This is a genomic window from uncultured Erythrobacter sp., assembly GCF_947499705.1.
Taxonomy (GTDB): Bacteria; Pseudomonadota; Alphaproteobacteria; order Sphingomonadales; family Sphingomonadaceae; genus Erythrobacter.
The window spans coordinates 1319372-1342349 of record NZ_CANMPJ010000001.1; the positions used below are offsets into that span (position 1 = coordinate 1319372).

At 57.5% G+C, this 22978-nt stretch carries 18 protein-coding genes and 1 tRNA gene; 15 read left to right on the forward strand and 4 right to left on the reverse strand.

Features of this window, described 5'->3' with window-relative positions; genetic code table 11:
* The first annotated feature begins 109 nt into the window (after positions 1-109).
* The 5 genes from Q0837_RS06185 (at position 110) to Q0837_RS06205 (ending at position 9773) form a co-directional block, all read left to right on the forward strand.
* The gene (locus Q0837_RS06185) at positions 110-1528 is read left to right on the forward strand and encodes a 2-oxo acid dehydrogenase subunit E2 (protein ID WP_298466482.1); all 1419 of its coding nucleotides are present in this window, start codon (positions 110-112) and stop codon (positions 1526-1528) included.
* On the forward strand, positions 1525-1917 hold the full coding sequence (locus Q0837_RS06190; protein WP_298466484.1) for a hypothetical protein: 393 nt from the start codon (positions 1525-1527) through the stop codon (positions 1915-1917). Before Q0837_RS06185 ends, Q0837_RS06190 begins: the two co-directional genes overlap by 4 nt.
* Positions 1918-1945: 28 nt before the next feature.
* On the forward strand, positions 1946-3358 hold the full coding sequence (gene lpdA, locus Q0837_RS06195) for a dihydrolipoyl dehydrogenase (RefSeq protein WP_298466486.1): 1413 nt from the start codon (positions 1946-1948) through the stop codon (positions 3356-3358).
* Between the two features lie 502 nt (positions 3359-3860).
* Entirely contained in the window at positions 3861-7130 is a 3270-nt protein-coding gene (locus tag Q0837_RS06200; protein ID WP_298466488.1) for a S8 family serine peptidase, read from the forward strand.
* A 96-nt stretch (positions 7131-7226) separates the two neighbouring features.
* Positions 7227-9773: an EAL domain-containing protein gene (locus tag Q0837_RS06205; RefSeq protein WP_298466490.1), complete on the forward strand. Its 2547-nt coding sequence runs from the start codon at positions 7227-7229 to the stop codon at positions 9771-9773.
* Between the two features lie 34 nt (positions 9774-9807).
* Here the strand turns inward: Q0837_RS06205 and Q0837_RS06210 are convergent.
* Positions 9808-9897, reverse strand: a tRNA-Ser gene (locus Q0837_RS06210).
* Between the two features lie 68 nt (positions 9898-9965).
* Here Q0837_RS06210 and Q0837_RS06215 point away from each other — a divergent pair.
* The 10 genes from Q0837_RS06215 (at position 9966) to mazG (ending at position 19510) form a co-directional block, all read left to right on the forward strand.
* Positions 9966-10883: an aminotransferase class IV gene (locus Q0837_RS06215; protein ID WP_298466492.1), complete on the forward strand. Its 918-nt coding sequence runs from the start codon at positions 9966-9968 to the stop codon at positions 10881-10883.
* A complete protein-coding gene (locus Q0837_RS06220) occupies positions 10880-11617 on the forward strand; it encodes an HAD family hydrolase (RefSeq protein ID WP_298466494.1) in 738 nt (245 codons plus the stop codon). Before Q0837_RS06215 ends, Q0837_RS06220 begins: the two co-directional genes overlap by 4 nt.
* Positions 11618-11695: 78 nt before the next feature.
* A complete protein-coding gene (locus Q0837_RS06225) occupies positions 11696-12745 on the forward strand; it encodes a lytic transglycosylase domain-containing protein (RefSeq protein WP_298466496.1) in 1050 nt (349 codons plus the stop codon).
* A gap of 49 nt (positions 12746-12794) precedes the next feature.
* Entirely contained in the window at positions 12795-13964 is a 1170-nt protein-coding gene (locus Q0837_RS06230; RefSeq protein WP_298466498.1) for a D-alanyl-D-alanine carboxypeptidase family protein, read from the forward strand.
* A complete protein-coding gene (gene tmk, locus Q0837_RS06235; RefSeq protein WP_298466501.1) occupies positions 13961-14596 on the forward strand; it encodes a dTMP kinase in 636 nt (211 codons plus the stop codon). The genes Q0837_RS06230 and tmk overlap by 4 nt, the downstream gene beginning before the upstream one ends.
* Positions 14596-15561 carry a DNA polymerase III subunit delta' gene (locus Q0837_RS06240; RefSeq protein ID WP_298466503.1) on the forward strand — a complete coding sequence of 322 codons (966 nt, stop codon included), beginning with the start codon at positions 14596-14598 and terminating at the stop codon, positions 15559-15561. The genes tmk and Q0837_RS06240 overlap by 1 nt, the downstream gene beginning before the upstream one ends.
* Positions 15554-17119: a methionine--tRNA ligase gene (gene metG / locus Q0837_RS06245; RefSeq protein WP_298466505.1), complete on the forward strand. Its 1566-nt coding sequence runs from the start codon at positions 15554-15556 to the stop codon at positions 17117-17119. The genes Q0837_RS06240 and metG overlap by 8 nt, the downstream gene beginning before the upstream one ends.
* On the forward strand, positions 17119-17895 hold the full coding sequence (locus Q0837_RS06250; protein ID WP_298466507.1) for a TatD family hydrolase: 777 nt from the start codon (positions 17119-17121) through the stop codon (positions 17893-17895). The genes metG and Q0837_RS06250 overlap by 1 nt, the downstream gene beginning before the upstream one ends.
* Complete coding sequence (locus Q0837_RS06255) at positions 17892-18674, forward strand: MBL fold metallo-hydrolase (RefSeq protein ID WP_298466509.1); 783 nt, start codon at positions 17892-17894, stop codon at positions 18672-18674. The genes Q0837_RS06250 and Q0837_RS06255 overlap by 4 nt, the downstream gene beginning before the upstream one ends.
* A gap of 68 nt (positions 18675-18742) precedes the next feature.
* Entirely contained in the window at positions 18743-19510 is a 768-nt protein-coding gene (mazG, locus tag Q0837_RS06260) for a nucleoside triphosphate pyrophosphohydrolase (RefSeq protein WP_298466511.1), read from the forward strand.
* A 15-nt stretch (positions 19511-19525) separates the two neighbouring features.
* Here the strand turns inward: mazG and hflX are convergent, their stop codons facing one another.
* The 3 genes from hflX to Q0837_RS06275 all read right to left on the reverse strand — a co-directional run bounded on the left by hflX (position 19526) and on the right by Q0837_RS06275 (position 22973).
* Complete coding sequence (hflX, locus tag Q0837_RS06265) at positions 19526-20824, reverse strand: GTPase HflX (RefSeq protein WP_298466513.1); 1299 nt, start codon at positions 20822-20824, stop codon at positions 19526-19528.
* 17 nt (positions 20825-20841) lie between these two features.
* Complete coding sequence (gene hfq / locus Q0837_RS06270) at positions 20842-21414, reverse strand: RNA chaperone Hfq (protein WP_298466515.1); 573 nt, start codon at positions 21412-21414, stop codon at positions 20842-20844.
* 170 nt (positions 21415-21584) lie between these two features.
* Positions 21585-22973 carry a sigma-54 dependent transcriptional regulator gene (locus Q0837_RS06275; protein ID WP_298466517.1) on the reverse strand — a complete coding sequence of 463 codons (1389 nt, stop codon included), beginning with the start codon at positions 22971-22973 and terminating at the stop codon, positions 21585-21587.
* Positions 22974-22978 lie beyond the last annotated feature (5 nt).

Genomic DNA, 22978 nt, shown 5'->3' on the forward strand with positions numbered 1-22978 from the left:
CGTTATGAATAGGTATCCTGTCAAATCGTCCGGCCAACAAGGCCTTGCCCGCTCGACGGGAATTCGCCACATGAAATGGTGAATGCGGTGAAGGGAGTCTCAACGCGCAATGCCTATCGAACTCAAGATGCCCGCGCTTTCTCCGACAATGGAAGAAGGCACGCTGGCGAAGTGGCTGGTTAAGGTCGGTGATGAGATCCGATCCGGCGATATCATGGCCGAGATCGAGACTGACAAAGCAACAATGGAGTTCGAAGCGGTAGACGAAGGGACACTTGCCGCCGTTCTGGTCGAGGAAGGCACCGAGAACGTTGCGGTTGGCGCGGTCATCGCAATGCTCGCTGAAGACGGCGAAGACGTTGGTGATGTAAGTGCTCCGAGCGCGGAGAGTGCACCTGCGCCGACGCCAGCAACTTCCACTGCGGCAGAGAATGGTCCGGCTGCATCGCCGACAGCACGCAAGCTCGCCGAGGCGAACGGTGTCGATCTTTCACAGATTGACGGTTCGGGCCCCAAGGGGAAGATCACCAAAGGCGATGTTGAGGCCGCTATTGGAGGGGGTGGCGCTGCCTCTGTCGCTGGCGCATCACCAGCACCTGCTCCCGCGCCTGCACCCGTACCGAGTGCTCCGGGAGATCGTATTGTCGCCTCACCGCTGGCCAAGCGCATCGCCGAACAAAAGGGTGTCGATCTATCTGCTGTCACCGGCAGCGGTCCCAATGGCCGCATTGTCAAAGCCGATGTCGAGAATTTCGAACCCGGTTCCGCAGCCGCTCCTGCCCCGAGTCCCGCAGCAAGCGCGCCCGCTCCGGCGACGCAGCCTGCTACCGAGTACGATGCACCGTACGAAACACAAAAGCTCAACAATGTGCGCAAGGTCATTGCGCGCCGACTGACCGAGGCGAAGCAAACCGTTCCGCATATCTACCTCACGGTCGACGTGCGGCTCGACCCATTGCTCAAGTTGCGCAAGGAACTGAATTCCTCGCTCGAAGCCGACGGCGTGAAGCTTTCGGTGAATGACCTGATTATCAAGGCCTTGGCGCGGTCACTTCAGCGTGAACCGCAGTGCAATGTCAGCTTCCAGGGCGATGTCATGCATCAGTATTCGCGCCAGGATGTATCCGTTGCGGTTGCCGCACCCTCGGGCCTTATCACTCCGGTCATCCGCGACGCTGGGCGTAAGGGTCTTGCTGAAATCTCGACCGAGATGAAGGAACTCGCGGGCAAGGCACGCGACGGCAAGCTACAGCCGCACGAATATCAAGGCGGCACAGTATCACTTTCCAATCTTGGAATGTTCGGGACCAAGCAGTTCGATGCGGTCATCAATCCACCCCAAGGCATGATTCTGGCGGTTGGCGCGGGTGAACAGCGCCCTCATGTGGTCGATGGAGCGCTTCAAGTCGCGACAGTGATGAGCGTGACAGGAAGCTTCGATCACCGAGCTATTGACGGCGTGGATGGAGCGAAGCTGCTCGATCAGTTCCGGAACTTGATAGAGAACCCGATGGGTCTTGTCGTATGATCGCCTCGGCGCTGCTTTTAGTTGCGGCACCGGTCACATATGAACTCGAAGCCGGTGAGAAGTTGGTGATGGTCGGGCAAGATGGCACTGACTTGGACGCGTGTGGTGCGATGGGTCAGGTCCGCGGTTTGAAAAGAGGCGGCGACAATTTCCTCAGCGTGCGGATTGCACCCGCAAGCGAGGCGAGAGAACGCGATCAGTTGGGCAATGGCAACCGGGTGTTTCTGTGTGACCAATCAGGCGATTGGTACGGCGTCGTCTACCAACGCGCTGGCGACAGCTTGCAGGACTGCGGAACGGATTCACCATCGACGTATGTCGGTGCCTATCGCGGGCCTTGCAGATATGGCTGGGTGCACAAATATTTTGTCGAAATTTTAGCAGGTTAAGAGCGCTAGCTCAGCAGGGATATTTGCAATGGCTGACACTTCTTATGATGTAATCGTACTCGGTTCCGGTCCAGGCGGCTATGTCGCCTCAATCCGCTGTGCTCAGCTGGGATTGAAGACCGCGATCGTGGAGCGTGAGAATCTGGGAGGCATCTGCCTCAACTGGGGTTGCATCCCGACCAAGGCGATGCTTCGTTCGGCCGAGATCTACCATTACATGCAGAATGCCAAGGATTATGGGCTTGTTGCCAAAGGGATAGAGGCTGATCTTGAGGCGATTGTTAAGCGCAGCCGCGGCGTGGCCAAACAGTTGAGCCAGGGCATCAGCCACCTGATGAAAAAGAACAAGATCACAGTGCATATGGGAGAGGGCACCATGACCGGTGCGACCTCGATGACAGTGAAGGGCGACAAGGGCGAGGAAAAGCTCTCGGCCAAACATGTGATCGTAGCCACTGGAGCGAGGGCACGTGATCTGCCGTTTGCTCTTGCCGATGGCAAGCGTGTTTGGACCTACCGTCACGCTATGGTTCCGCCTGAGATGCCATCAAAGCTTTTGGTCATTGGTTCCGGGGCGATCGGGATCGAGTTCGCAAGCTTTTACAACGATATGGGCGTCGATGTAACGGTCGTAGAGATGCTGGATCGCATCGTGCCAGTGGAAGATCACGACGTATCAGCATTCCTTGAGAAGTCGCTGAAAAAGCAGGGTATCAACATCATGACCGGCGCCGGGGTCGATGACCTCAAGGTTGGCGCGAAGGGCGTGACCGCCAAGATCAAGGACAAGTCCGGGAAGGTCGCTACCACTGAGTTCAGCCACGTCATCGTCGCGATCGGCATCCTGCCCAACACCGAGAATATCGGGATCGACAATCTCGCCGATCTGGATCGTGGTTTCATTCAGATCGATCCGTTTGGACGGACGAAGACCAAGGGTTTGTGGGCCATTGGTGACTGTGTCCCTGGCCCTTGGCTTGCGCACAAAGCCAGCCATGAGGGCGTGAGCTGCGCCGAAGCTATAGCGCAAGAGCTTGGGAACAAAGACGTTCACCCTCATCCACTGGATCGCGGTGCGATCCCGGGCTGCACCTATTGTCATCCGCAGGTGGCTTCGGTTGGCATGACCGAGGCTGCAGCGAAAGAAGCAGGTCTCGACATCAAGGTCGGCAACTTCCCCTTCATCGGCAACGGCAAGGCGATAGCGCTCGGCGAGGCCGAGGGAATGATCAAGACGGTGTTCGACGCCAAGACCGGAGAGCTGCTGGGCGCGCATATGGTGGGTGCCGAAGTTACCGAGTTGATCCAGGGTTACACCGTGGGCAAGGTGCTGGAGACAACTGAGGCTGAATTGATGCAGACCGTGTTCCCGCATCCCACTCTGTCTGAGATGATGCACGAGAGCGTGCTCGACGCTTATGGCCGTGCGATCCACTTCTGATCGACTAACAAGGCCACGGATCCGGGCCTTTCCTTGATCGTTGGCTCGCGGATCGCGACGCATGGGAGTGGTCAGGACTTGGCCCTTTCAAGACTGTCCGCACGGATTGAGACACGGTAGGGGATGGCCTCGAACCCGCCGACCTTAATCGGTTTCTACTGAGGGTATCTGGGATGGTGACGTCACCCCTTTTTGTGACGTCAAAGTGATTCGCGTTTGTCAAAAATTCCGACGTTTGCCGATGGTCGAGAAATTAATTCCCGGAAATTCTTACGGAAAAAATCTCTCGGGCGGTTTTGGGGCGTTTACTTCGTCTTAACGCTCGTGATCAGCAGGCTGCGGACAATCCCGCATTTCAGCCCCCAATTTTTCGCCCTCAACGACGTCACTAGACTTCTTAAAATCTTAACCAACCGCATGAACCGGGCTCACATTGGCATGCGCGTAGAAGGTGCTCACTGAAAAGGCGCTTGGTGCGTCGAAACCGAAGTTAGGTGAGTTCATGTTGAAGAGTTTCGCAAACGGTACAGCTGGCATTGCCATCGCTGCGTCGCTCGTGGGAACTGCTCATGCGCAGGATATCTCGGTGGATCTTACGGCTGTCGCCGAAGAGCCCGAGATTGTCCTGGTTACGGCTAGCGCGCACGAAGACGCGCAGTCTGATGAGGAAGAGACCGTTACACCTGTATACGCGTATGCTGATGCGGAAGCTCCCGCGCTGGCAAATGCCGCGATGTACTATCCGACGGATCTGCTTGCATCAGATGCTGCGCTGGCTGCCGCGTCGGTTTCGATCAGTCCTGCCATGCAGGAAGCCATCTACGCCGTCGACTTCTTGAACGACACTCCAGTCGGTCCGACTGTCGCGCTGACCCCAGCTTCAACCGGTGTGGTCACCCCGCAGGGTGTCGATCCTCTCTACGGCCACATCAATCCATTCTACGGAAACATCCGGCCGTTCTACGGGGACATTGATGCCTTCTGGGGTAACATCAATCCGTTCTATGGCCACATCAATCCATTCTACGGGGACATCGATGCCTTCTGGGGCAACATCAATCCGTTCTATGGCCACATCAATCCATTCTATGGCGACATCGACGCTTTTTGGGGCAACATCCGCCCGTTTGATAGCGCTCAGCTTGAAGCGCTCGGCAAGTATGGCGAGCAATCCGCCGCTCAGATCAGCACGATTGAAAACAACTGGTCGAACCTGAAGTTCGGCATCAGCCTGCTTGGCACGGTGAGCATCACCTATGACGGCACACCCGACAAGATTCGCAACTCGCTTGAGACGCTGATTTCGGATGCCGAAGCCCAGTTTGGCGCGGCCTACACGGCAAAGACCGGCAAGAGCTTCCGCGATGGTTTCGTCGCCGAGGTGCTTGACCGCCATGGCCTGGACCTGACTAACAGCTCCAGCGCCAAGGAAACGCTCGCGAAGGACGAAGCCGAACGCGCTGCATTCTATCTCGATTGGCACGATAGCTTGATGCAGTATTCGGGTATCGATCAGGTCGATCACTGGATGGCCGCGATTAACTGGACGCCTTCTGTCACCGAAATTCAGGGTGAGGGTGCCGATACGATCATCGGGATCGTCGATGGCAGCTTCTCAGCTGATGCAGACCTGGGCAACAATGTTCTTTGGGCAGGCGGCCACACTTCGGAAGTTGGCGGCCACGGCGTAGGCGTTGCCAGCCTGATCGCAGGTGCGCATGACGGTGAAGGCATCATGGGCATTGCCCCTGAAGTTAACATCGCTGCTTACAACCCGTTCGGCGCCGATGGTACGTCATCGTGGGATGATGTTCGCGAAGGCATTGTTACGCTGATGTACCGCTACCTCGGCACCCGGAACGAGACCGGTTATGTCAGCATCGTCAACCTTTCGCTCGGCGAAAGCGGTTGGACGGCGTCGCAAGGTCTTGCTGATACGCTTGCGGACAACCGGATTTCTCCCTGGTTCGATGAGACAGTTTACGTTGTTGCCGCCGGTAATGACGGTGTCACCCAAACGGCGGACATCAACTGGGACTTCAACAACAACGCAGACCCATCGATCATCTTCGTCGGTTCGATCAATCCGCTCGGCGAAATCTCGGAATTCTCCAACCGTCCCGGCGATGCTTGCTTGCTGACCAATGGCGTCTGCCAAGCGGGCAATGAGCTTTACAATCGCTTCATCGTCGCACCGGGTGAATTGATCCTGGTTTCTGACGGGCAGGGCGGCGTTGTTCGCCGTTCGGGTACGTCGTTCGCGGCTCCTCTGGTATCGGGTGCGATCTCGCTGCTGCATGATCGCTGGCCTTGGCTGGTGCGTCACTCGGAAGAGACGACTGAGATCGTCTTCCGTTCGGCGCGCGATCTTGGCGCTCCCGGTGTGGATGCAGTCTACGGCCACGGCCTGCTGGACGTAACGGCGTCACAGTCGCCGCTCGACTTCAATTCGATGATGTTCAACTCGTATCAGAAGTCCAAGACGACGTCGGACAACCTCCCTGGCTATATGAAGAAGTCCGTTTCGGCGACTGAGCTTCTGGGTGGCATCCCGAGCTGGTGGGAGACCGAGGACGTCTTCTTCACCATGTTCGAAGAGATTGGTGACACCTATCGCGATTTCGCTGTCCCGGTATCGGCATTCCAATACGGACAGTCGACCAACGCACTGGGCCGTACGGAGCGTCTGCAAGACTTTGTCAGTCAGCGTTTCTTCAACTGGATCAATAGCGGTGGCACTGACAGTGATGGAGACGGCACAGCTGGCTTCTCTGAAGTTCGTTCAAATGGTTCTGAGCTGAATGGCGAATGGGCACTGCGTTACGACGCAATCATGCCGACCGTCACTCCGGAAGGCACCTGGCGGCCGACGCACAGCGCGGCAACGCTGACCAATCCGAATGGCAAGATGTCGTTCACGCTTGGTCACGGCGAAGGCGCGATGGCGCTTGGCGGATACCGTTTCGGTATCATGAGCGACCACGATCCATTCACCGGCGGTGTTAACCCGGTTCTGGGCTTCGCTTCGGGTGAAGTGTTCGCTGCGGCGAGCTATCAAATCGCGCCGGGCATGAACGTTAAAGTCGGCTACTCCGAAAACCGCGAAGAGTGGGACGAAGTCGGCGGCGTGACTGCTGAGCAGTTGATGACGCGCCGCGAGCTTGGTGATCGGCCAGCTAGCGCATTCACTCTCGATCTTGAACAGAAGGTTAGCGACCGCGTTTCGGTAGGTGTGAACTACACCAATCTGCGCGAAGTGAACGCTCTTCTCGGTACGCAGACTTCGGCCTCGGCCCTGCTTGGCAACGGATCGCGCACTGAAGCTATGACAGTGTCAGCCAGCTTCGATGCCGGTAACGGTCTGAGCTTCGATCTATCGGCAACCGGTGCGCGCACTGAGACCGCCGAAGGTCAGGTCTTCGCCAACTCTGGCGATATCCTGAGCACTGCCGGGCAGTTCACCGCAACGAAGCGCGGACTGTTCTCGGACAGAGACAGCCTTCGCTTGTCGGTCGCTCAGCCGCTGCAGGTCGAGCAAGGTTCGCTGTCGGTCACCTCGGATGTGATTGTTGATCGTGAGACTGGAGAGATCGGCCAGTTAACCCAAACATTCGGCATTGAGACCCGGCGCCGCGTCACTGGTGAGGCAGTTTATGCCATGCCGTTAACCAGATCTTCCGAGTTCGGTGTCTTTGGTAGATATGTCAGTGCCGGTGAAGTCAACGACGACCAAAGCTACGTCGTAGGCGGGAACTTCAGCCTCCGGTTCTGAACAAGTTGAACGCGTGGCGGATCGTTAGCCGGTCCGCCAAACGCACAAACGGGGGACTTGGACGTGTTGAAAGGAGCGACAAAGCTGGCCAGCTTGATGGCCGCAACACTTTCCTTGAGCCTGGCGTCCCCGGTTCTGGCCGATGGCCATCCCAAGTCTGCAGAGTTTGAAGAGACCATCAGTGAGGCGAAATCGCTGATGATGGCCGACTCCGCCGCAGCGCTAAACTTGGCGCGCGATGCTAAGGCACTCGTTACCGAAGACAGCAAAGCTGCCGCCAAAGACAGACTGACAGCACAATGGCTGGAAGGTGAGGCGCTCATGCGGCTCAACCGAGCTGACGAAGCTGGCAGCATCATCGAAGCCGCACTGAAAACGGCCGAAGAACGCTTCCCGGATGACAAGCTCCACGCCGACCTTTTGCGTTCGATGGCTTCCTTCAAAGCCGGCGCAGGAATGTATGGCGAAGCGCTAGACTACTATCTGTCTGCGCATAATCGTTACAAGGCTTTGGGCGAAGATCGCAGCCGCGCGATCGTGCTGCAGAATATTGGCTCGCTCTATTCCGATGCGCGCGACTATGAGCGCGTTCTGCGGTATTACCGCCAGGCGAACGATGCCTTTCCTGAAGACAGCGCGCTCGCGCTTTCGGCTCACAACAACACGGCGAATGCACTGAAGGAGTTGGATCGGCTTGAAGAGGCCGAGGATGAGTTTCGCAAGGCGTTGGCAGTGGCCGGCACGATGTCGAGCCCCATGCTCGAAGCCCGCATCCTGACCAATATTGCGTCGACGCAGTATCTTGAAGGTGAGTATTCAGCTGCAGAGGACACTGTCGTTCGGGGCCTTCAGATCGCTTACGATGGCGCACCTGAATGGCGTCCATTCCTATATGGCGTGCGAGCCCAGATTGAGCAGGCGCGCGGCAATCTTGGCCCGGCAGAAATGTACATCTCGCAGACCTTCGCCAATGAAGACCTCAGCCAGACGTCACCATTCTTCCGTGATTTCCACGACACGGCTTACAAAATCTACTCCGCACGCGGAGAGCACAAGCTGGCCGCTGATCACTTGGCCGCATTTCATCGCATTGACGGGCAGGCGCGCGATCTGTCTGCGACCGCCAACAACGCGCTTCTGGGCGCTAGGTTTGACGCGGCAAACCGCGAACTTCGCATTTCCAAGCTATCTGCAGAAAAGGCCGCCAACGAGGCGCGCCTGAGCAGCGCTCAGAACCAGGTCATTCTGCTGACGACCGGCATTGCGCTGGTTGTGGCGGCGTTCTTGATCGCTCTCTTGATCCTACGCACGGTAAGCCGCAGCCGGGCAGCCATTAAGAATGCCAACGAAAAGCTGACCTACGTGACGCAGCATGATGGCTTGACCGGTCTCTATTCGCGCGATCACTTCCGCACATTGCTCGAGCAGACCGCGAAGGTTTGCAGCGAGACTGGCAAGCAAGCGGTTCTGATGTTCATCGACCTGGACCGCTTCAAGCAAGTGAATGACCTCTATGGTCATGCCATCGGCGATCAACTGCTTGCCCGAGTGGCCGAGCGTTTTCGTATCGCTGCTGGCGAGAATGCCGAAATCGGCCGTTTGGGCGGTGACGAATTTGGACTGTTGCTCCCGCCAGAAACCGATGTTCAAGACGCCGCTGCAATTGCGGATGACATCATCGAGCGGGTCAGTGAGTTCTATCAGATCGAAGGCTACGAAATCTCGATTGGTGCCTCGATCGGTCTCACTCTGGTTTGCGGCGAAACCTCGACCAGCGTTCACATGACCAATGCCGACCTCGCGCTCTATGAAGCGAAACACCGGGGACGCGGCGTTTGTGTCACTTACGAACAATCGATGCGGAACAAGCTGGAGGATCGCTCCAGTCTTGAGAATGATCTTTCGGCGGCGCTTGAAAATGGTCAGATATCGATCTGCTATCAACCCATTGTGACCGGGGCCGACCGGGCGGTAATGGGCTATGAAGCCCTGATGCGCTGGAACCATCCGGAACGCGGCGTGGTACCGCCAAGCGTCTTTATTCCGATCGCTGAAGAAGCGTTGTTGATCGACACGCTCGGTGCGTGGATGCTGCGTTCAGCATGCAACGAAGCTGCACGCTGGCCTGAGCACATCAAGCTGACGGTCAACATTTCGACCCTCCAGCTTTCGAATTCGGCATTCCTGTCGACCGTGATGCAGTCGCTTTCTGCCAGCGGCCTCGCGCCGGAACGGTTGATCCTTGAACTGACGGAATCGCTGATCCTTGAAATGGATACTGAGCTCGAATCTTTGCTCAACAGTCTCAAGGCACTCGGTGTTTCCTTTGCCCTCGATGACTTTGGCCGCGGATATTCGTCGCTCAACTACATCGAGAAGATGCATTTCTCGATGATCAAGATCGACCGCGAATTCGTGCAAGCTGCCGCTGCTGGCTCTCGCCGGAGTCAGGCTGTCGTGACCGCAATCGTGTCACTCGCCCAATCGCTCGACATTGATGTGACTGCCGAAGGGATCGAACACGAATCTCAGGTTGAAGCAATGCGCTCGCTTGGCTGCTCGTGTTTCCAAGGATACCACTTCGGACACCCGAGCGCTCTGGTCGAGCAAAGCATCGAGTCGGAAAAACAAGCTGCGGCTTGATTGATGGCTTTGACCATTTCCTAAAGAAATCTGGTGGCGGACAGGGTGGGATTCGAACCCACGAAGGGCTTGCACCCTTGCCGGTTTTCAAGACCGGTGCATTCAACCGCTCTGCCACCTGTCCGCTCGCGGCGCGCGTTAGCGTGCTCGGCGATGCTTGTCACCAGAGTTCATCAGTGTAGACGCCAGAATATGGCTCAAGGAACGCATGATTTCGCTCACGATCCGCGAAACGACGCTATTTTGATCAATGTAAATGGCGACCTTGTGCCGAGGTCAGAGGCAACTGTTTCGGTCTTCGACAGCGGTTTCATGCTCGGCGATGGCGTGTGGGAGGGGCTGCGCGTCCACCGGGGAAAAGTCGCGTTTCTGGACGCTCATCTCGACCGATTGTTTGAGGGCGCAAAGGCCATCGCAATGGATATAGGGCTGACACGCGATGAGCTCATTGCAAGCATTAAAGCAACTATCGACGGAAACGATATGCGCGAACAGGAAGGTGTGCACATTCGGCTGATGGTTACGCGGGGCGTACGATCAACTCCGTATCAGGACCCGCGCGTCGTGATCTCGCCAGCCACGATTGTGATCATACCGGAATACAAAACGCCATTGCCGTCAACGATCGAAACGGGGATCAAGCTGTTTACCGTCCATGTCCGGCGCGGCGACCCGGCTGTTCAGGACCAGAAGCTCAATTCCCACTCCAAGCTGAATTGCATCACCGCCTGCATTCAGGCGACCCAAGCAGGTGCCGACGAAGCACTCATGCTGGATCCTCACGGATTCGTGGCGACCTGCAATTCGACCCACTTCTTTGTCGTCCGCAAAGGCGAAGTCTGGACCTCAAGCGGTGACTATTGCCTTGGCGGAATAACCCGCTCGAACGTAATCCAGGTGTGCCGCGAGCAAGGCATCCCCGTATTTGAGAAGAACTTTTCACTGACCGATGTTTACGGCGCGGACGAAGCCTTTGTGACCGGAACATTCGCCGGCGTCGTTCCGGTTACCGAGATTGATGGGCGAGTTTTGACCGAGGGTAGGGGGCCAATGGTGGAGCGCTTGCAGGGGCTTTACAAAGAACTGATGGATCGGGACGTCGCTGCATGAGTGAGCCGACTCGGATCGCAATGTGGTCGGGACCGCGCAATATTTCGACCGCGATGATGCGCAGCTTTGGTTCGCGGGCGGATTGCACAGTCAGCGATGAGCCCTTCTACGGCGCCTTTCTTAAGGCGAGCGGCGAACCCCATCCGATGGCAGCCGAGACGATTTCGGCGATGGATTGCAATTGGGAAAGCGTGCTCGAAACCCAATCCGGAACGATCCCGCACGGCAAGCCGGTTTGGTATCAGAAACACATGCCGCATCACATGATTGGCAGCGTGACGATCAGGGATATGCCGCACCATCACCACGCATTCCTTATCCGTGCACCTGAGCGGGTGGTTGCCAGTTATCGCGCGAAGAATGAGCTGCGCCGGGCAGAAATGCTCGGGTTCGCGCAACTACGTGAGTATTTTGACATCGCCGCCGACAAAGCCGGGACTGCGCCGCCAGTAATCGATTCCGATTCGATCCTTGCCAATCCGGAAGGTGCACTGAGAACGCTTTGCAAGCGGCTTGGTATCAAGTGGGATGCTGCCATGCTGACTTGGGAAAAAGGCCCTCACAAGGAGGACGGCGTTTGGGGCGAGCATTGGTATGACAAGGTCAACGCATCCACCGGTTTCGGCAAGGCTCCTGGACCGTTGCCCGAGCTTGATGGCGAATACCGCAAGGTGGCTGATCAATGCCGCGCGGACTACGAATATCTTGCTGCGCGCGCGATCAAGGCAGCCTGACGGCAAATCGCAATGATCTGTCGACTATCGATGACTTGATAATTGGCAATTCATACTGCGTGTGAGATTGATCCTCGAATGATCTCCAAAAAAGCCCTCACGCTCGCCGCTGCTCTGTTCGCCTTTTCGCTGGGCAGCGGGACCTCGGTTCCAGCGCACGCACAACAATATGCAGCCCGAGACGGTATCGCGTTTGATGCCTACCTCGAATTACTGAAGGCGCGCGCGCGTGCAGAAGGCGTCAGTGAGGCGACAATTCAGCGCATGACGTCGGGACTAACGCCCAATGATCGCGTGATCAGACTTGATCGCGGACAACCCGGTCGGCCCACGCGGCGCGGCTACCCAGACCTTGCACCTTACATCGCCAAGCACGTCAACTCGACACGGATTGCTGGCGGGAAGAGTGTCTACCGCAATTCGCGTACACAGCTGCTCTCGGCAGAGCGTACTTATGGAGTGCCATCGGAGATCATTGTCGCAATCTTCGGTCACGAGACAAGCTATGGCCGTATTCGTGGCAACTTCGATCTTTCGCGGAGTCTAGCGACACTTGCGTGGGAAGGGCGACGGCGCGAGTTGTTTGCGGGCGAGTTCATAGCGCTGCTCAAAGTCGCCGATCGAGGGTATTCGCGCCAGCAACTCGTAGGTAGCTATGCTGGCGCGTTCGGCAATCCGCAGTTCCTGCCTTCAGTTTATCTGCGGCTGGCAACCGATGGCGATGGTGATGGCCGCGCGAATATCTTCAGCAACCGGGCCGACACTTTCGCGTCGATTGCGAACTACTTCAAAGACGCCGGATGGCGCACCGGGCAGCCATGGGGCGTGCGTGCTTATGTACCGAGCGGCTTCAACGTTGATGCCTACAAGACCAAGCTTGTCTCGCCTGTCTGTTCGCGCGTTCACGAACGTCACAGCCAGTGGAAAACAGTGCGCGAATGGCGTGCGCTGGGTGTCCAACCTCAGCGTCCATTGGCGGAGGATACCTTGGTCTCGCTGTTCCAGCCCGATGGCCCCGGCAAGCCAGCCTGGTTGCTGACTGGCAATTACCGCGTGATTCTCGAATACAATTGCTCGAACTATTACGCGATGAGCGTTGGTTTGCTGGCCGATGAAATCGTGAACTAAGCGGCTCCTACGCCTCGCCTTTGCTGAAGGCGGAAGCTATGCCGAGCGAGTGATTGCTTCGTTCAGACTTTGGGTCTTCAGTCTCGCTCTTGTCGCCAACGTGAGTGCGTCTCCCGTTTCGGCGCTCGACAATGGTTCGAAACCTCCTGAAATCGTTGCTGATGCGCCAATTGTTCTGTTGGTGGACATCTCCAGCGGCCAGGTGCTGTTTGAACGAAACGCCGACCGCCGCTTCGTCCCGGCCTCGATAACAAAGGCGATGACAACCTTTGTTGCCTTTGAGCTCATGCAGGACGGCAGCCTCTCGCCCCGGCAAACCATGACAATCCGCCCCGAGACCTGGCGCGAATGGAACGGCAAGGGCTCGACGATGTGGCTGAGCGCGGAAAATCCGGTGCAAGTCGAAGATTTGCTAATCGGAATTGCCAATGTGTCCGCGAATGATGCCTCCATTGTACTCGCAGAGGGCGCAGCAGGTTCAGTTCCCGAATGGACGGCCTTGATGAACGAGAAGGCGCGCGAACTCGGGATGTCTCAAAGTCATTTCGCAACGCCGAATGGCTGGCCGGACGAAGGTTATACTTTCACCACCGCACGCGATCTTGTGAAGCTCGCCGAGGCACTGGTTTCTCGCCATCCCAAGAAGTTCGCGCGCTATGTTGGGCGGAAGGAATTCGATTGGAATGGCATCACACAGACGAACTATGATCCGCTGCTTGGCCGGGTGGATGGAGCCGACGGGATCAAGACCGGCTACACCAATGAAGCAGGCTTCGGTTTCCTCGGCACAGCGCGGCGCGGCGGTCAGCGTCTCGTCATCGTGGTTGCAGGTGCTGGCCGATTGGGAACAAGAGCGCGGCTGTCGCGAGAATTGATGGAGTGGGGCTTCGCAGCGTTCGATCGGGAGAAGCTCTTCGAAAGCGGTGCGACAGTGGGAACCGCACGCGTTCAGGGCGGCGCGTCTCGCAATATCGGCCTCACGGCTGACAAATCGGTGTATGTGAATGTGCCTAAAGGAAGATCTGCGGAAATGGATATGTCGATCCGCTATGACGGACCGTTGCGTGCGCCTATCTTGGCGGGGCAGAGGATCGCAATTCTTGAGGTGAAAGTGCCTGGAATGGAGGATGCCAGAATACCACTTGTTGCCGCCAATGATGTGGCCCGCGCCGGGTTCTTCGCACGCATCTGGAATGGGATCATGGGATGGTTCCCATGAAGGGGCGCTTCATCGCATTCGAAGGCGGCGAGGGCGCGGGCAAGTCCACGCAAGTGAGGCTACTTGCGGATGTTCTGCGCACGCGCGGCGTTGAAGTCGACGTTACCCGCGAGCCCGGAGGGACGCCCGGTGCCGAGGCAATCCGCTCGCTGCTGCTCGATCCTCCGGGCAAGGGTTGGGGCGCAAAGGCCGAAGCGTTGCTGTTTGCAGCAGCACGCGCCGACCATGTGGCAGAGCGAATCCGGCCTGCAATCGCCGCAGGCACCTGGGTGATTTGCGACCGCTTTGTCGACTCGAGCCGAGCCTATCAGGGCGGGGCAGGGGGGCTCGGTGATGAAGCGATCACCGCATTGCACGCGTTTGGCAGTGACAATCTGCGCCCGGATTTGACGATCTTGTTGGAAGCTGATGAGGACAAGGTTTCTCGCCGTTTGGCAGAGCGTGATGGCGAAGCCAGCGATGCAATCGGGGGCAGAGGTCCCGAGTATCATCGCGAGGTCGCAGCCTCATTCCGCCGATTGGCCGAAGCTGACCCCGAGGTCTTTGCGATCATCGACGGCAATGGCGATCCCAACGAGGTGCATTCACGTGTGCTGAAAGCGATTGCGTCGCTCATCCCGGAGAGCACGTGATGGAATGGCCCAATCACACAGGCCCGTGGCGCGAATGGCGCGAGGCGATGGCTGGCGAACGGATGCATCATGGTTGGATGCTGGCGGGGAAAAGCGGCCTTGGAAAACGCGCGTTCGCTTTGGCGTCGGCGCGTGAACTTGTCGCCGAAGATGGTGTGCATCAACCCGAGGGAGACCACCCGGATATCTTGGTGCTGACCCATCTTCCGAAAGACGAAAAGGAAGAGAAGAAGCGCGACGAGGGAAAACCTTACCAGACCAAGCGCAATATCTCGGTCGCGCAGATTCGCGGCATGCAGAGGCGGCTGAATACGCGGCCCACTCTAGGATCGCGCAGGGCGATCATTGTTGACCCGGCGGATGACATGGAAACGAGTGCGTCCAACGCGCTCCTCAAAAGCCTGGAAGAGCCGCCACAAGGCACGTTCTTCCTGCTGGTTACTCATCGTCCATCCCGTCTTCTGCCAACTATCCGTTCGCGGTGTCGGGTGCTGCGCTTCCCGCTTCTCGAAGATGCCCAATTGAGCGCCATGTTGAGCGACTCAGAAGTGGTGCACGACGCTGGTGCTCGTGAATCTGCATTGCATGCCGCGGGCGGGTCATTTGGTGCAGCTTTAGGGTTCATCGAGCAGGATCTGGGCCCGGTTTCCAAGCTGATCGGCCGCATGCTCGATAGCGGCGATGCCAATTTATCGGCCCGCGCTGAGCTCGCGAAGCTGATCGGTGCACGTGCCGATCGCCAGCGTTTGCAGGCGGTGCTCGAACTTGCTCAATCAATGGTTGCAGATGCCGCCAGACAGACAGATAGACCTTCGCACCGAGAGCGATTGATCGACGCGCATCAGGATTTGGTGAAGCTCGCCGGACAAGCGCCCAGCTACAATTTCGACACCGGTTTGCTGACGCTTGAAATCGGCACCTTGCTTGTGAATGCGAGCGCAGCTAGCGAACCGGCCCATGGCTGAGCCTTACTATATTACCACCGCGATCAGTTACCCGAACGGGCCGCCGCATATTGGCCATGCCTACGAGGCAATCGCTGCCGACGTGATTGCACGGTTCCAGCGGCTGCAAGGCCGCGACGTGCGGTTCCAGACCGGGACCGATGAGCACGGGCTTAAGATGGCGCGCAAGGCCGAGGAGCAGGGAAAGAGCGCGCGCGAGCTTGCCGACGAAATGTCGCGCTATTTCCGCGATATGTGTGATGCTTTGAATGTCAGCTATGACCGTTTCATACGCACAGTCGAGCCGGAGCATCACGCTGCCAGTCAAGCCATCTGGCAGCGGATGGAAGCGGCGGGCGATCTCTATCTCGACCGCTACGAAGGCTGGTACTCGGTCCGCGACGAAGCCTATTACGACGAAAGCGAACTGGTCGATGGGGAAGGGGAGGCAAAACTCTCCCCGCAAGGCACACCGGTTGAATGGACTGTCGAGGAAAGCTGGTTCTTCCGCCTGTCTAAGTATCAAGACCGGTTGCAGGAACTGCTGAAGACTCCAGGCTTTCTTGAGCCAGCAAGTCGCCGCAACGAGATGATCGCCTTCGTCGAGCAAGGCCTGCGCGATCTTTCGGTTAGCCGAACCAGTTTTGATTGGGGCGTGAAAGTACCCGGTAGCGACAACCACGTGATGTATGTCTGGGTCGATGCGTTGACCAACTATCTCACCGGGCTTGGTTTTCCCGATGAAGCCGACGATATGCAGAAATTCTGGCCCGCCGATCTGCACTTGATCGGCAAGGACATCGTGCGGTTCCACACGATCTACTGGCCTGCCTTCCTGATGAGCGCCGAATTGCCGCTGCCAAAGCAGGTGTTCGGCCATGGCTTCTTGCTCGCCCGTAGCGGTGAGAAAATGAGCAAAAGCGCCGGCGATGTGGTCGATCCACTTCAACTGGCCGAAACGTTCGGTGTTGATGCGCTGCGCTATTTCCTCCTGCGCGAAGTCGCGTTCGGCAAGGACGGCAGCTATTCGGCCGAGGCGATTGTCGAGCGAGCGAATGCAGAACTGGCAAACAGCTTCGGCAATCTGGCACAGCGGACTCTGTCGATGATCGCCAAGAATATGGATGGCGTGATCGAGTACTTCGAGCAAGCAGAGGCGGATTCCGCGTTGCTTGATACAGTCTTTGACGCTTGCGCAGTCGATCTGCCGCGAGAATTCCAGAACCTGTCGTTCTCGACCGGCATCGAGGCGTGGATCAAGGCGGTTTATGCCTGCAATCAGTATGTGGACGAGCAAGCGCCCTGGGCGCTGAAAAAGACCGATCCGGACCGCATGAAAGTCGTTCTTCAAACGCTCTTCCGGGCTATCCGGGACCTGGCGATTGCGATCGGGCCAGTGGTTCCGGACAAAGCGGCGGCGATGCTTGATCAATTGGGCGTCTCCGCCGAAGAGCGGCTTTACGAGAACCTCTGCGACAATTCCTGGTATAATCGTCTTGTCGCGAGCGGTTTCAAAGTCGGTAAGCCGACCCCAATCTTCCCAAGGCTTGAAATGCCCGAAGAAGAAAGCGTCGCGTGATGCTGGTCGATAGCCACTGTCACCTAGAATACAAAGGCTTGGTCGAAGATCAGCAGGGCGTGCTTACCCGCGCTCGTGAGGCGGGGGTGGGGGCGTTCCTCAACATCTCTACCAAGCAGAGCGAGTGGGAGCAGGTCGTCGGCACTGCAATCCGCGAGATCGACGTCTTCGCCAGCGTGGGCATTCACCCACATGAGGCCGATGGCCATGAAGACCTTGGGCGTGGCGTTCTGCTGGCAGCTACCGAAAACCCGCGTGTCATCGGGATTGGTGAGACGGGCCTCGACTATTATTACGAACACTCAGACCGAGCCACACAAGCGAAATTGTTTCGCATGCATATTGACGTGGCTCGCGAGACCGGTCTGCCGGTGATCATTCACACCCGTGATGCCGAAGACGACACATACCAAATCCTCTCGGAGGAGATGGAGAAGGGGGCGTTTCCTGCGCTGATCCATTGCTTCACGGCATCGGCAGAGTTTGGAAAAAAGGTGCTCGACTTGGGTCTCACCATTTCGATTTCAGGCATCGTTACGTTCAAGAACGCCAAAGACTTACAGGCGGTCGCGAAGGACGTTCCTGAAGATCGTTTGCTCGTCGAAACGGACAGCCCGTTCCTGGCACCTGTGCCGCATCGCGGACGTAAGTGCGAGCCGGCCTTTGTTGCAGACACTGCGCGGTTTGTTTCGGAACTGCGCGAAGTCGAACCGGCGCTGCTGGCGGAGCAGACGACAGCCAATTTCAGTCAATTGTTCAGCAAGGCGATGCTGTGAAGTTGATCATGCTCGGTTCCGGAACGTCGACGGGCGTTCCTCGAGTGGGTGGAGAAGATGGGACGGGCGATTGGGGGGATTGCGACCCCAATGAACCGCGGAACCGCCGAACTCGGGTGTCCATTCTGGTCGAAAGCGACGCCGGGGCGCGATTGCTTGTCGACACCTCATCAGATTGCCGGGCGCAGTTGCTTGCGAACCGAATTCCGTCGGTAGATGCTGTGTTCTGGACGCATGATCACGCTGATCATTGTCACGGGATCGATGATCTAAGAGTGATGCGCTATGGCCGTGGTGGCCCAATCCCTGGCTATGCGGCGACCGAGACAGTTCGGCGGCTAAGGCAGCGATTTGGCTATGTGTTTGCCGGACAGGATGGTTATCCGACGATTGTGAACCTCGATACGCTCGACCGCTTGAAGATTGTCTCCGGCTTTGGTGTCGAGTGGTGTCAGATGGAACACGGCACCGGTGAGACAACGGGTTTCCGCTTCGAATGTGATGGTAAGTCGATTGCCTATGCGACAGACTTTAGTGCGATTTCAGATGAGATGGTCGAACTGTTTGAAGATGTCGACATTCTGGTGAGCGACTGCCTTCGTCGTGATCCACATCCAACGCACGCGCATTTGGCTATGGCGATCGATTTGTCAGAGCGTTGCGGTGCAGAGCGACTGGTCCTGAGTCATCTTGATAAGAGTATGGATTACCAATCGCTGGTTGATGAAGTTCCTGAGCATGTTGTCGTGGGATATGATGGCTTGCAGATGGTGGCTTGAGGGCGGTCGGTCCACAAAGTACCAAATTTGATTTAACATAATATATATTATCATTCTCAAGGAACGCTATGAGCGCCAGCGCCCCTCCAGCTCAAATTGACCGCCTCGTCTCAATTATGGCGCGTTTGCGCGAACCGGACGGTGGCTGCGAATGGGATCTGGCGCAAAACTTTGAGACCATCGCGCCATACACAATAGAAGAAGCCTACGAAGTTGCAGATGCCATCGAACGATCAGACATGGCCGAGCTCAAGGACGAACTTGGCGATTTGCTTCTCCAGGTCGTGTTCCACGCACGGATGGCCCAGGAAGCCGGTGATTTCAGCTTCGAAGACGTCGCACGGTCGATCAGCGACAAGATGGAGGCCCGCCATCCACACATCTTCGGATCAGAACACGGCACAATGGGCGAAACCCGCTGGGAAAACCTGAAAGAGGCTGAGCGCGCCGAAAAAGGAGCCTTAAGCGCGATGGATGGCGTTGCGCTGGCATTGCCAGCACTCATGCGCGCGCAAAAGCTCCAGAAACGCGCGGCACGGACTGGGTTCGATTGGCCCGATCCAAGTGGTTCAGAGGCAAAGATCAGTGAAGAGATTGAGGAGCTTAAATCGGCAACTTCCGAAGCGCACAAGGCCGAAGAAGCCGGAGATCTTTTGTTCGCTGTGGTCAATTTCATCCGTGCACATGGCATAACGGCAGAAGATGCGTTGCGCGCAGCCAATGGAAAGTTTGAACGCCGCTTTCGGGCGATGGAACAACTCGCGGGCGGGGACTTTCCTGCGCTGTCGCTGGATGCTCAGGAACAACTTTGGCAGCGAGTAAAAGGTCAGGAATAATTCAAGAAAACAGCACTATAGCGTTTGGTATTGACCAAATTCCTTTGGATTGAGGCGCACCGTTAAACGCCGCAAGGGCCCCTGCTCCCCTTCCCCGGCATCATCATCTTCCAGAATATCGCCATGCGCATGCAGCCAAGCAATCCTGCGACCGTCGCTCACCGGCAGAGTCACTGTCAATTCCTTCGCCTTGGCAGTCAGCATTTCTGCAATACGCGCCGCGAAGTCATCAATTCCTAGACCGGTTGCGGCAGACAACAACACGGCATCCTGTCCGGCCGACGCTTCCCGCAGCTCCGCCATACGGTCTTCGCCGATCAAGTCGGCCTTGTTCCAGACCTCGAGAATTGGAATGTCGCTCTCGCCATTTTCCAGGTCCACGACACCGAGATCGGCGAGCACCTCGATAACCTGCTTCTTCTGCGCAGCGTGCGCAGGGTTTGCCATGTCGCGGACGTGGCAGATGATGTCGGCTCCGGTGACTTCTTCAAGGGTCGCTCGAAACGCCGCAACGAGCTGTGTGGGGAGATCGGAAATGAAGCCCACCGTGTCGGACAGGATCGCCTTCTCCACACCTGGCAGACTTATCGCCCGCATGGTCGGATCAAGCGTTGCGAAGAGCAGGTCCTCGGCCATCACCTCCGCACCGGTCAGTCGGTTGAACAAGGTCGATTTGCCTGCGTTGGTGTAGCCAACCAGCGCAATCACAGGCCAGGGTGCCCTTCCCCGTCGTTCACGATGGAGCGCGCGGGTCTTGCGCACCTGCTCCAATTCACGCCGCAGACGCGCCATCCGCTGCCGGATCATCCTGCGGTCGGCTTCGATCTGGGTTTCACCAGGGCCGCCAAGGAAGCCAAAACCGCCGCGCTGACGTTCCAGGTGCGTCCAACTGCGCACCAGACGGCTTTGTTGGTAATCGAGGTGCGCAAGTTCTACCTGCAGCCGTCCCTCGGCAGTTGCAGCACGCTCGCCGAAGATCTCGAGGATGAGACCGGTCCGGTCGATCACCTTCCGCTTCAGCGTTTCTTCGAGGTTGCGTTGCTGGATCGGGCTAAGCGCACCGTCGACGATCAACAGTTCTGCTTCGTATTGTTCGCACCAAGTGGCGATATTCTGAACTTGACCGGATCCAAACAGCGTGTTTGGCTGCATTTGCCGGATTGGAAGAACCGCAGAGTGTGCGATGACCACACCGATCGCGAGTGCAAGACCTTCGGCTTCCTCAAGCCTTTCGGTCGCGTCGAGATCGTAGCTGAAGCTCCTGATATCCGGGCATAGAACAAGGGCCCGCGCACCGCGGGTTACCTCGTCCATCAGATCATCATCAAAGCTCAGTCTGCCGGTCCTTCGCCATCATCCTCATCGTCGCTCAGGTCTACAGGAGTGGCCGGTTGGATGGTCGAAACGGCGTGCTTGTACGCCAATTGCACGGCGCCATCGCGTTCGAGCAGCATGCAGAAAAGGTCAAAGGCAGCAATCCGGCCTTGCAGCATCACGCCATTCACGAGGAACATCGTGACCTGGACATGCGCGTCGCTTACGCGGCCTAGGAACACGTCCTGCAACAGACGCTGCTTCTTGCTGCCAGCCCGGTTCTGGAATTGGCTCGCGTCGACCGGTTGGCCCGGCATGATTGTGGAGATCGCATGCTTATAGACAAGCTGTGACTGGCCGTCGCGGCGCAGCAGGATCGAGAAATTATCGAACCAGGTAACAATACCCTGCAGTTTCACCCCTTTGACGAGGAACATCGTCACTGGCGTCTTGTTCTTGCGCAGCAGATTGAGAAAAGCGTCTTGCAGGCTTCCCTGAGGGTTGCCTTTGCTGCCGCCACCACCGCCTGAGGTGTCATCATTAGGGGCGCTATTGGCGGGGCGCGGCGAGAGGGTCCGCCCATTGGACATGTGATATGCTCCTGTTTTTGGCGGTCGCCATTACGATCCGCATTTCTGGCGTATGCGACAGCCCACCCATCGCAAGTCCATTGCTGCATAATGACGCTTGCGACTCAATCGGGCAATGGCTGAGTTTTCCTCAACATTTGTGAGGTTTGTGCATGAGATCCAGAAAAGTGTCAGTCTTTGCGAGCTGTCTCACGCCGTTCCGCCATTCCAAGCAGCTTCAGTTTGCGGTGCAGTGCCGATCTTTCCATGCCGATAAATGTGGCGGTCTTGGAGATGTTGCCGGAAAAACGGCGTATCTGAATTGTGAGATATTCGCGTTCAAAGCTTTCGCGCGCTTCACGCAAAGGCACCCCCATCATTGCCGAGAGCCCCTGCCCCGAAGCCGCTAGCCGTCCGCCAGTGATCTCGCCCGGGAGCATATCAGTCTCAACCGTCTCCAACCGCTCGCGCGGCGTCATGATGATCGTGCGCTCCACCACGTTGCGCAGCTGGCGGACATTGCCGGGCCAATCGTAAGACTGCAGCGCGGCCATCGCTTCTTCCGAGATATCAGGTGGTGCAATGCCCTGATCGGTCGAATAGCGCGTGAAGAAGTGCTCGGCGAGCGAAGGGATATCGTCGCGCCGGTCAGCAAGAGAGGGAATCGAAACCGGTACAACATTGAGCCGGTAAAAAAGGTCTTCGCGAAAACGCTTTTCTTCCATCTCTTCGGCCAGGTCTCGCGAGGAGGAAGACACCACACGAACATCGACACCGATCTGCCGGGTGCCACCGACACGGACAAAGCTCTGCTCTGTCAGCACGCGAAGGATCCGTGCCTGTGTGTGGAGCGGCATATCCGCGACCTCGTCCAGATAGAGCGTCCCGCCATCGGCCATTTCAAGCAGTCCCGGCCGGACTTGCTTTCCGTCGGCTTCTTCGCCGAACAATTCCTGTTCAAATCGCTCAGGCGTGATGCGGGCAGAATTGACGGTTACGAAAGCGGCATCTGCGCGTGTGCTCCATGCGTGAAGCAACCGGGCCGCGACTTCTTTCCCAGCGCCTGGAGGCCCCGAGATCAGGACCCGACTGCCAGTGTTGGCCACGCGTTTCAGGGTCGCGCGTACGGCGTTGATTGCAGAGGAATTTCCGGTGAATTCGGTGCTTCCCCAATTGCCTTCGCGTAGTCGGGTGTTTTCGCGCCTAAGCCGTTCCGTCTCGGTCGCCCGTTCGACCAAAAGCAGAAGGCGCTCCGCTTCGAACGGTTTCTCGATGAAGTCCATCGCCCCGCGCCCAACGGCAGCAACGGCGGTATCGATATTTCCGTGCCCTGAGAAGATGATTACCGGGAGGTCGGGCTCGCGCACCTTGATTTCGTCAAGCAGCTCCAAGCCATCCATATCGCTGCCATGCAACCACACGTCGAGAAGGACGAGGCTCGGTCGTCGCTCGTCAATCGCCGCAAGTGCTCCAGTGCTGTCGGCTGCAGTCCGGCACTCGTAACCTTCATCACCAAGCACGCCAGAGACCAATTCGCGAATGTCGCGTTCATCATCGACTATGAGGATTTCAAGCGCCATGCGTG

Bases quoted from the DNA above. Each gene is read 5' to 3' on its own strand.
- Q0837_RS06220 (WP_298466494.1), top strand. From the start codon at position 10,880: ATGAGTGAGCCGACTCGGATCGCAATGTGGTCGGGACCGCGCAATATT.
- Q0837_RS06185 (WP_298466482.1), top strand. From the start codon at position 110: ATGCCTATCGAACTCAAGATGCCCGCGCTTTCTCCGACAATGGAAGAA.
- Q0837_RS06250 (WP_298466507.1), top strand. From the start codon at position 17,119: ATGCTGGTCGATAGCCACTGTCACCTAGAATACAAAGGCTTGGTCGAA.
- mazG (WP_298466511.1), top strand. From the start codon at position 18,743: ATGAGCGCCAGCGCCCCTCCAGCTCAAATTGACCGCCTCGTCTCAATT.
- lpdA (WP_298466486.1), top strand. From the start codon at position 1,946: ATGGCTGACACTTCTTATGATGTAATCGTACTCGGTTCCGGTCCAGGC.
- Q0837_RS06225 (WP_298466496.1), top strand. From the start codon at position 11,696: ATGATCTCCAAAAAAGCCCTCACGCTCGCCGCTGCTCTGTTCGCCTTT.
- Q0837_RS06240 (WP_298466503.1), top strand. From the start codon at position 14,596: ATGGAATGGCCCAATCACACAGGCCCGTGGCGCGAATGGCGCGAGGCG.
- tmk (WP_298466501.1), top strand. From the start codon at position 13,961: ATGAAGGGGCGCTTCATCGCATTCGAAGGCGGCGAGGGCGCGGGCAAG.
- Q0837_RS06190 (WP_298466484.1), top strand. From the start codon at position 1,525: ATGATCGCCTCGGCGCTGCTTTTAGTTGCGGCACCGGTCACATATGAA.
- hfq (WP_298466515.1), bottom strand. From the start codon at position 21,414: ATGTCCAATGGGCGGACCCTCTCGCCGCGCCCCGCCAATAGCGCCCCT.
- metG (WP_298466505.1), top strand. From the start codon at position 15,554: ATGGCTGAGCCTTACTATATTACCACCGCGATCAGTTACCCGAACGGG.
- Q0837_RS06200 (WP_298466488.1), top strand. From the start codon at position 3,861: ATGTTGAAGAGTTTCGCAAACGGTACAGCTGGCATTGCCATCGCTGCG.
- Q0837_RS06215 (WP_298466492.1), top strand. From the start codon at position 9,966: ATGGCTCAAGGAACGCATGATTTCGCTCACGATCCGCGAAACGACGCT.
- Q0837_RS06205 (WP_298466490.1), top strand. From the start codon at position 7,227: ATGGCCGCAACACTTTCCTTGAGCCTGGCGTCCCCGGTTCTGGCCGAT.
- Q0837_RS06275 (WP_298466517.1), bottom strand. From the start codon at position 22,973: ATGGCGCTTGAAATCCTCATAGTCGATGATGAACGCGACATTCGCGAA.
- hflX (WP_298466513.1), bottom strand. From the start codon at position 20,824: ATGGACGAGGTAACCCGCGGTGCGCGGGCCCTTGTTCTATGCCCGGAT.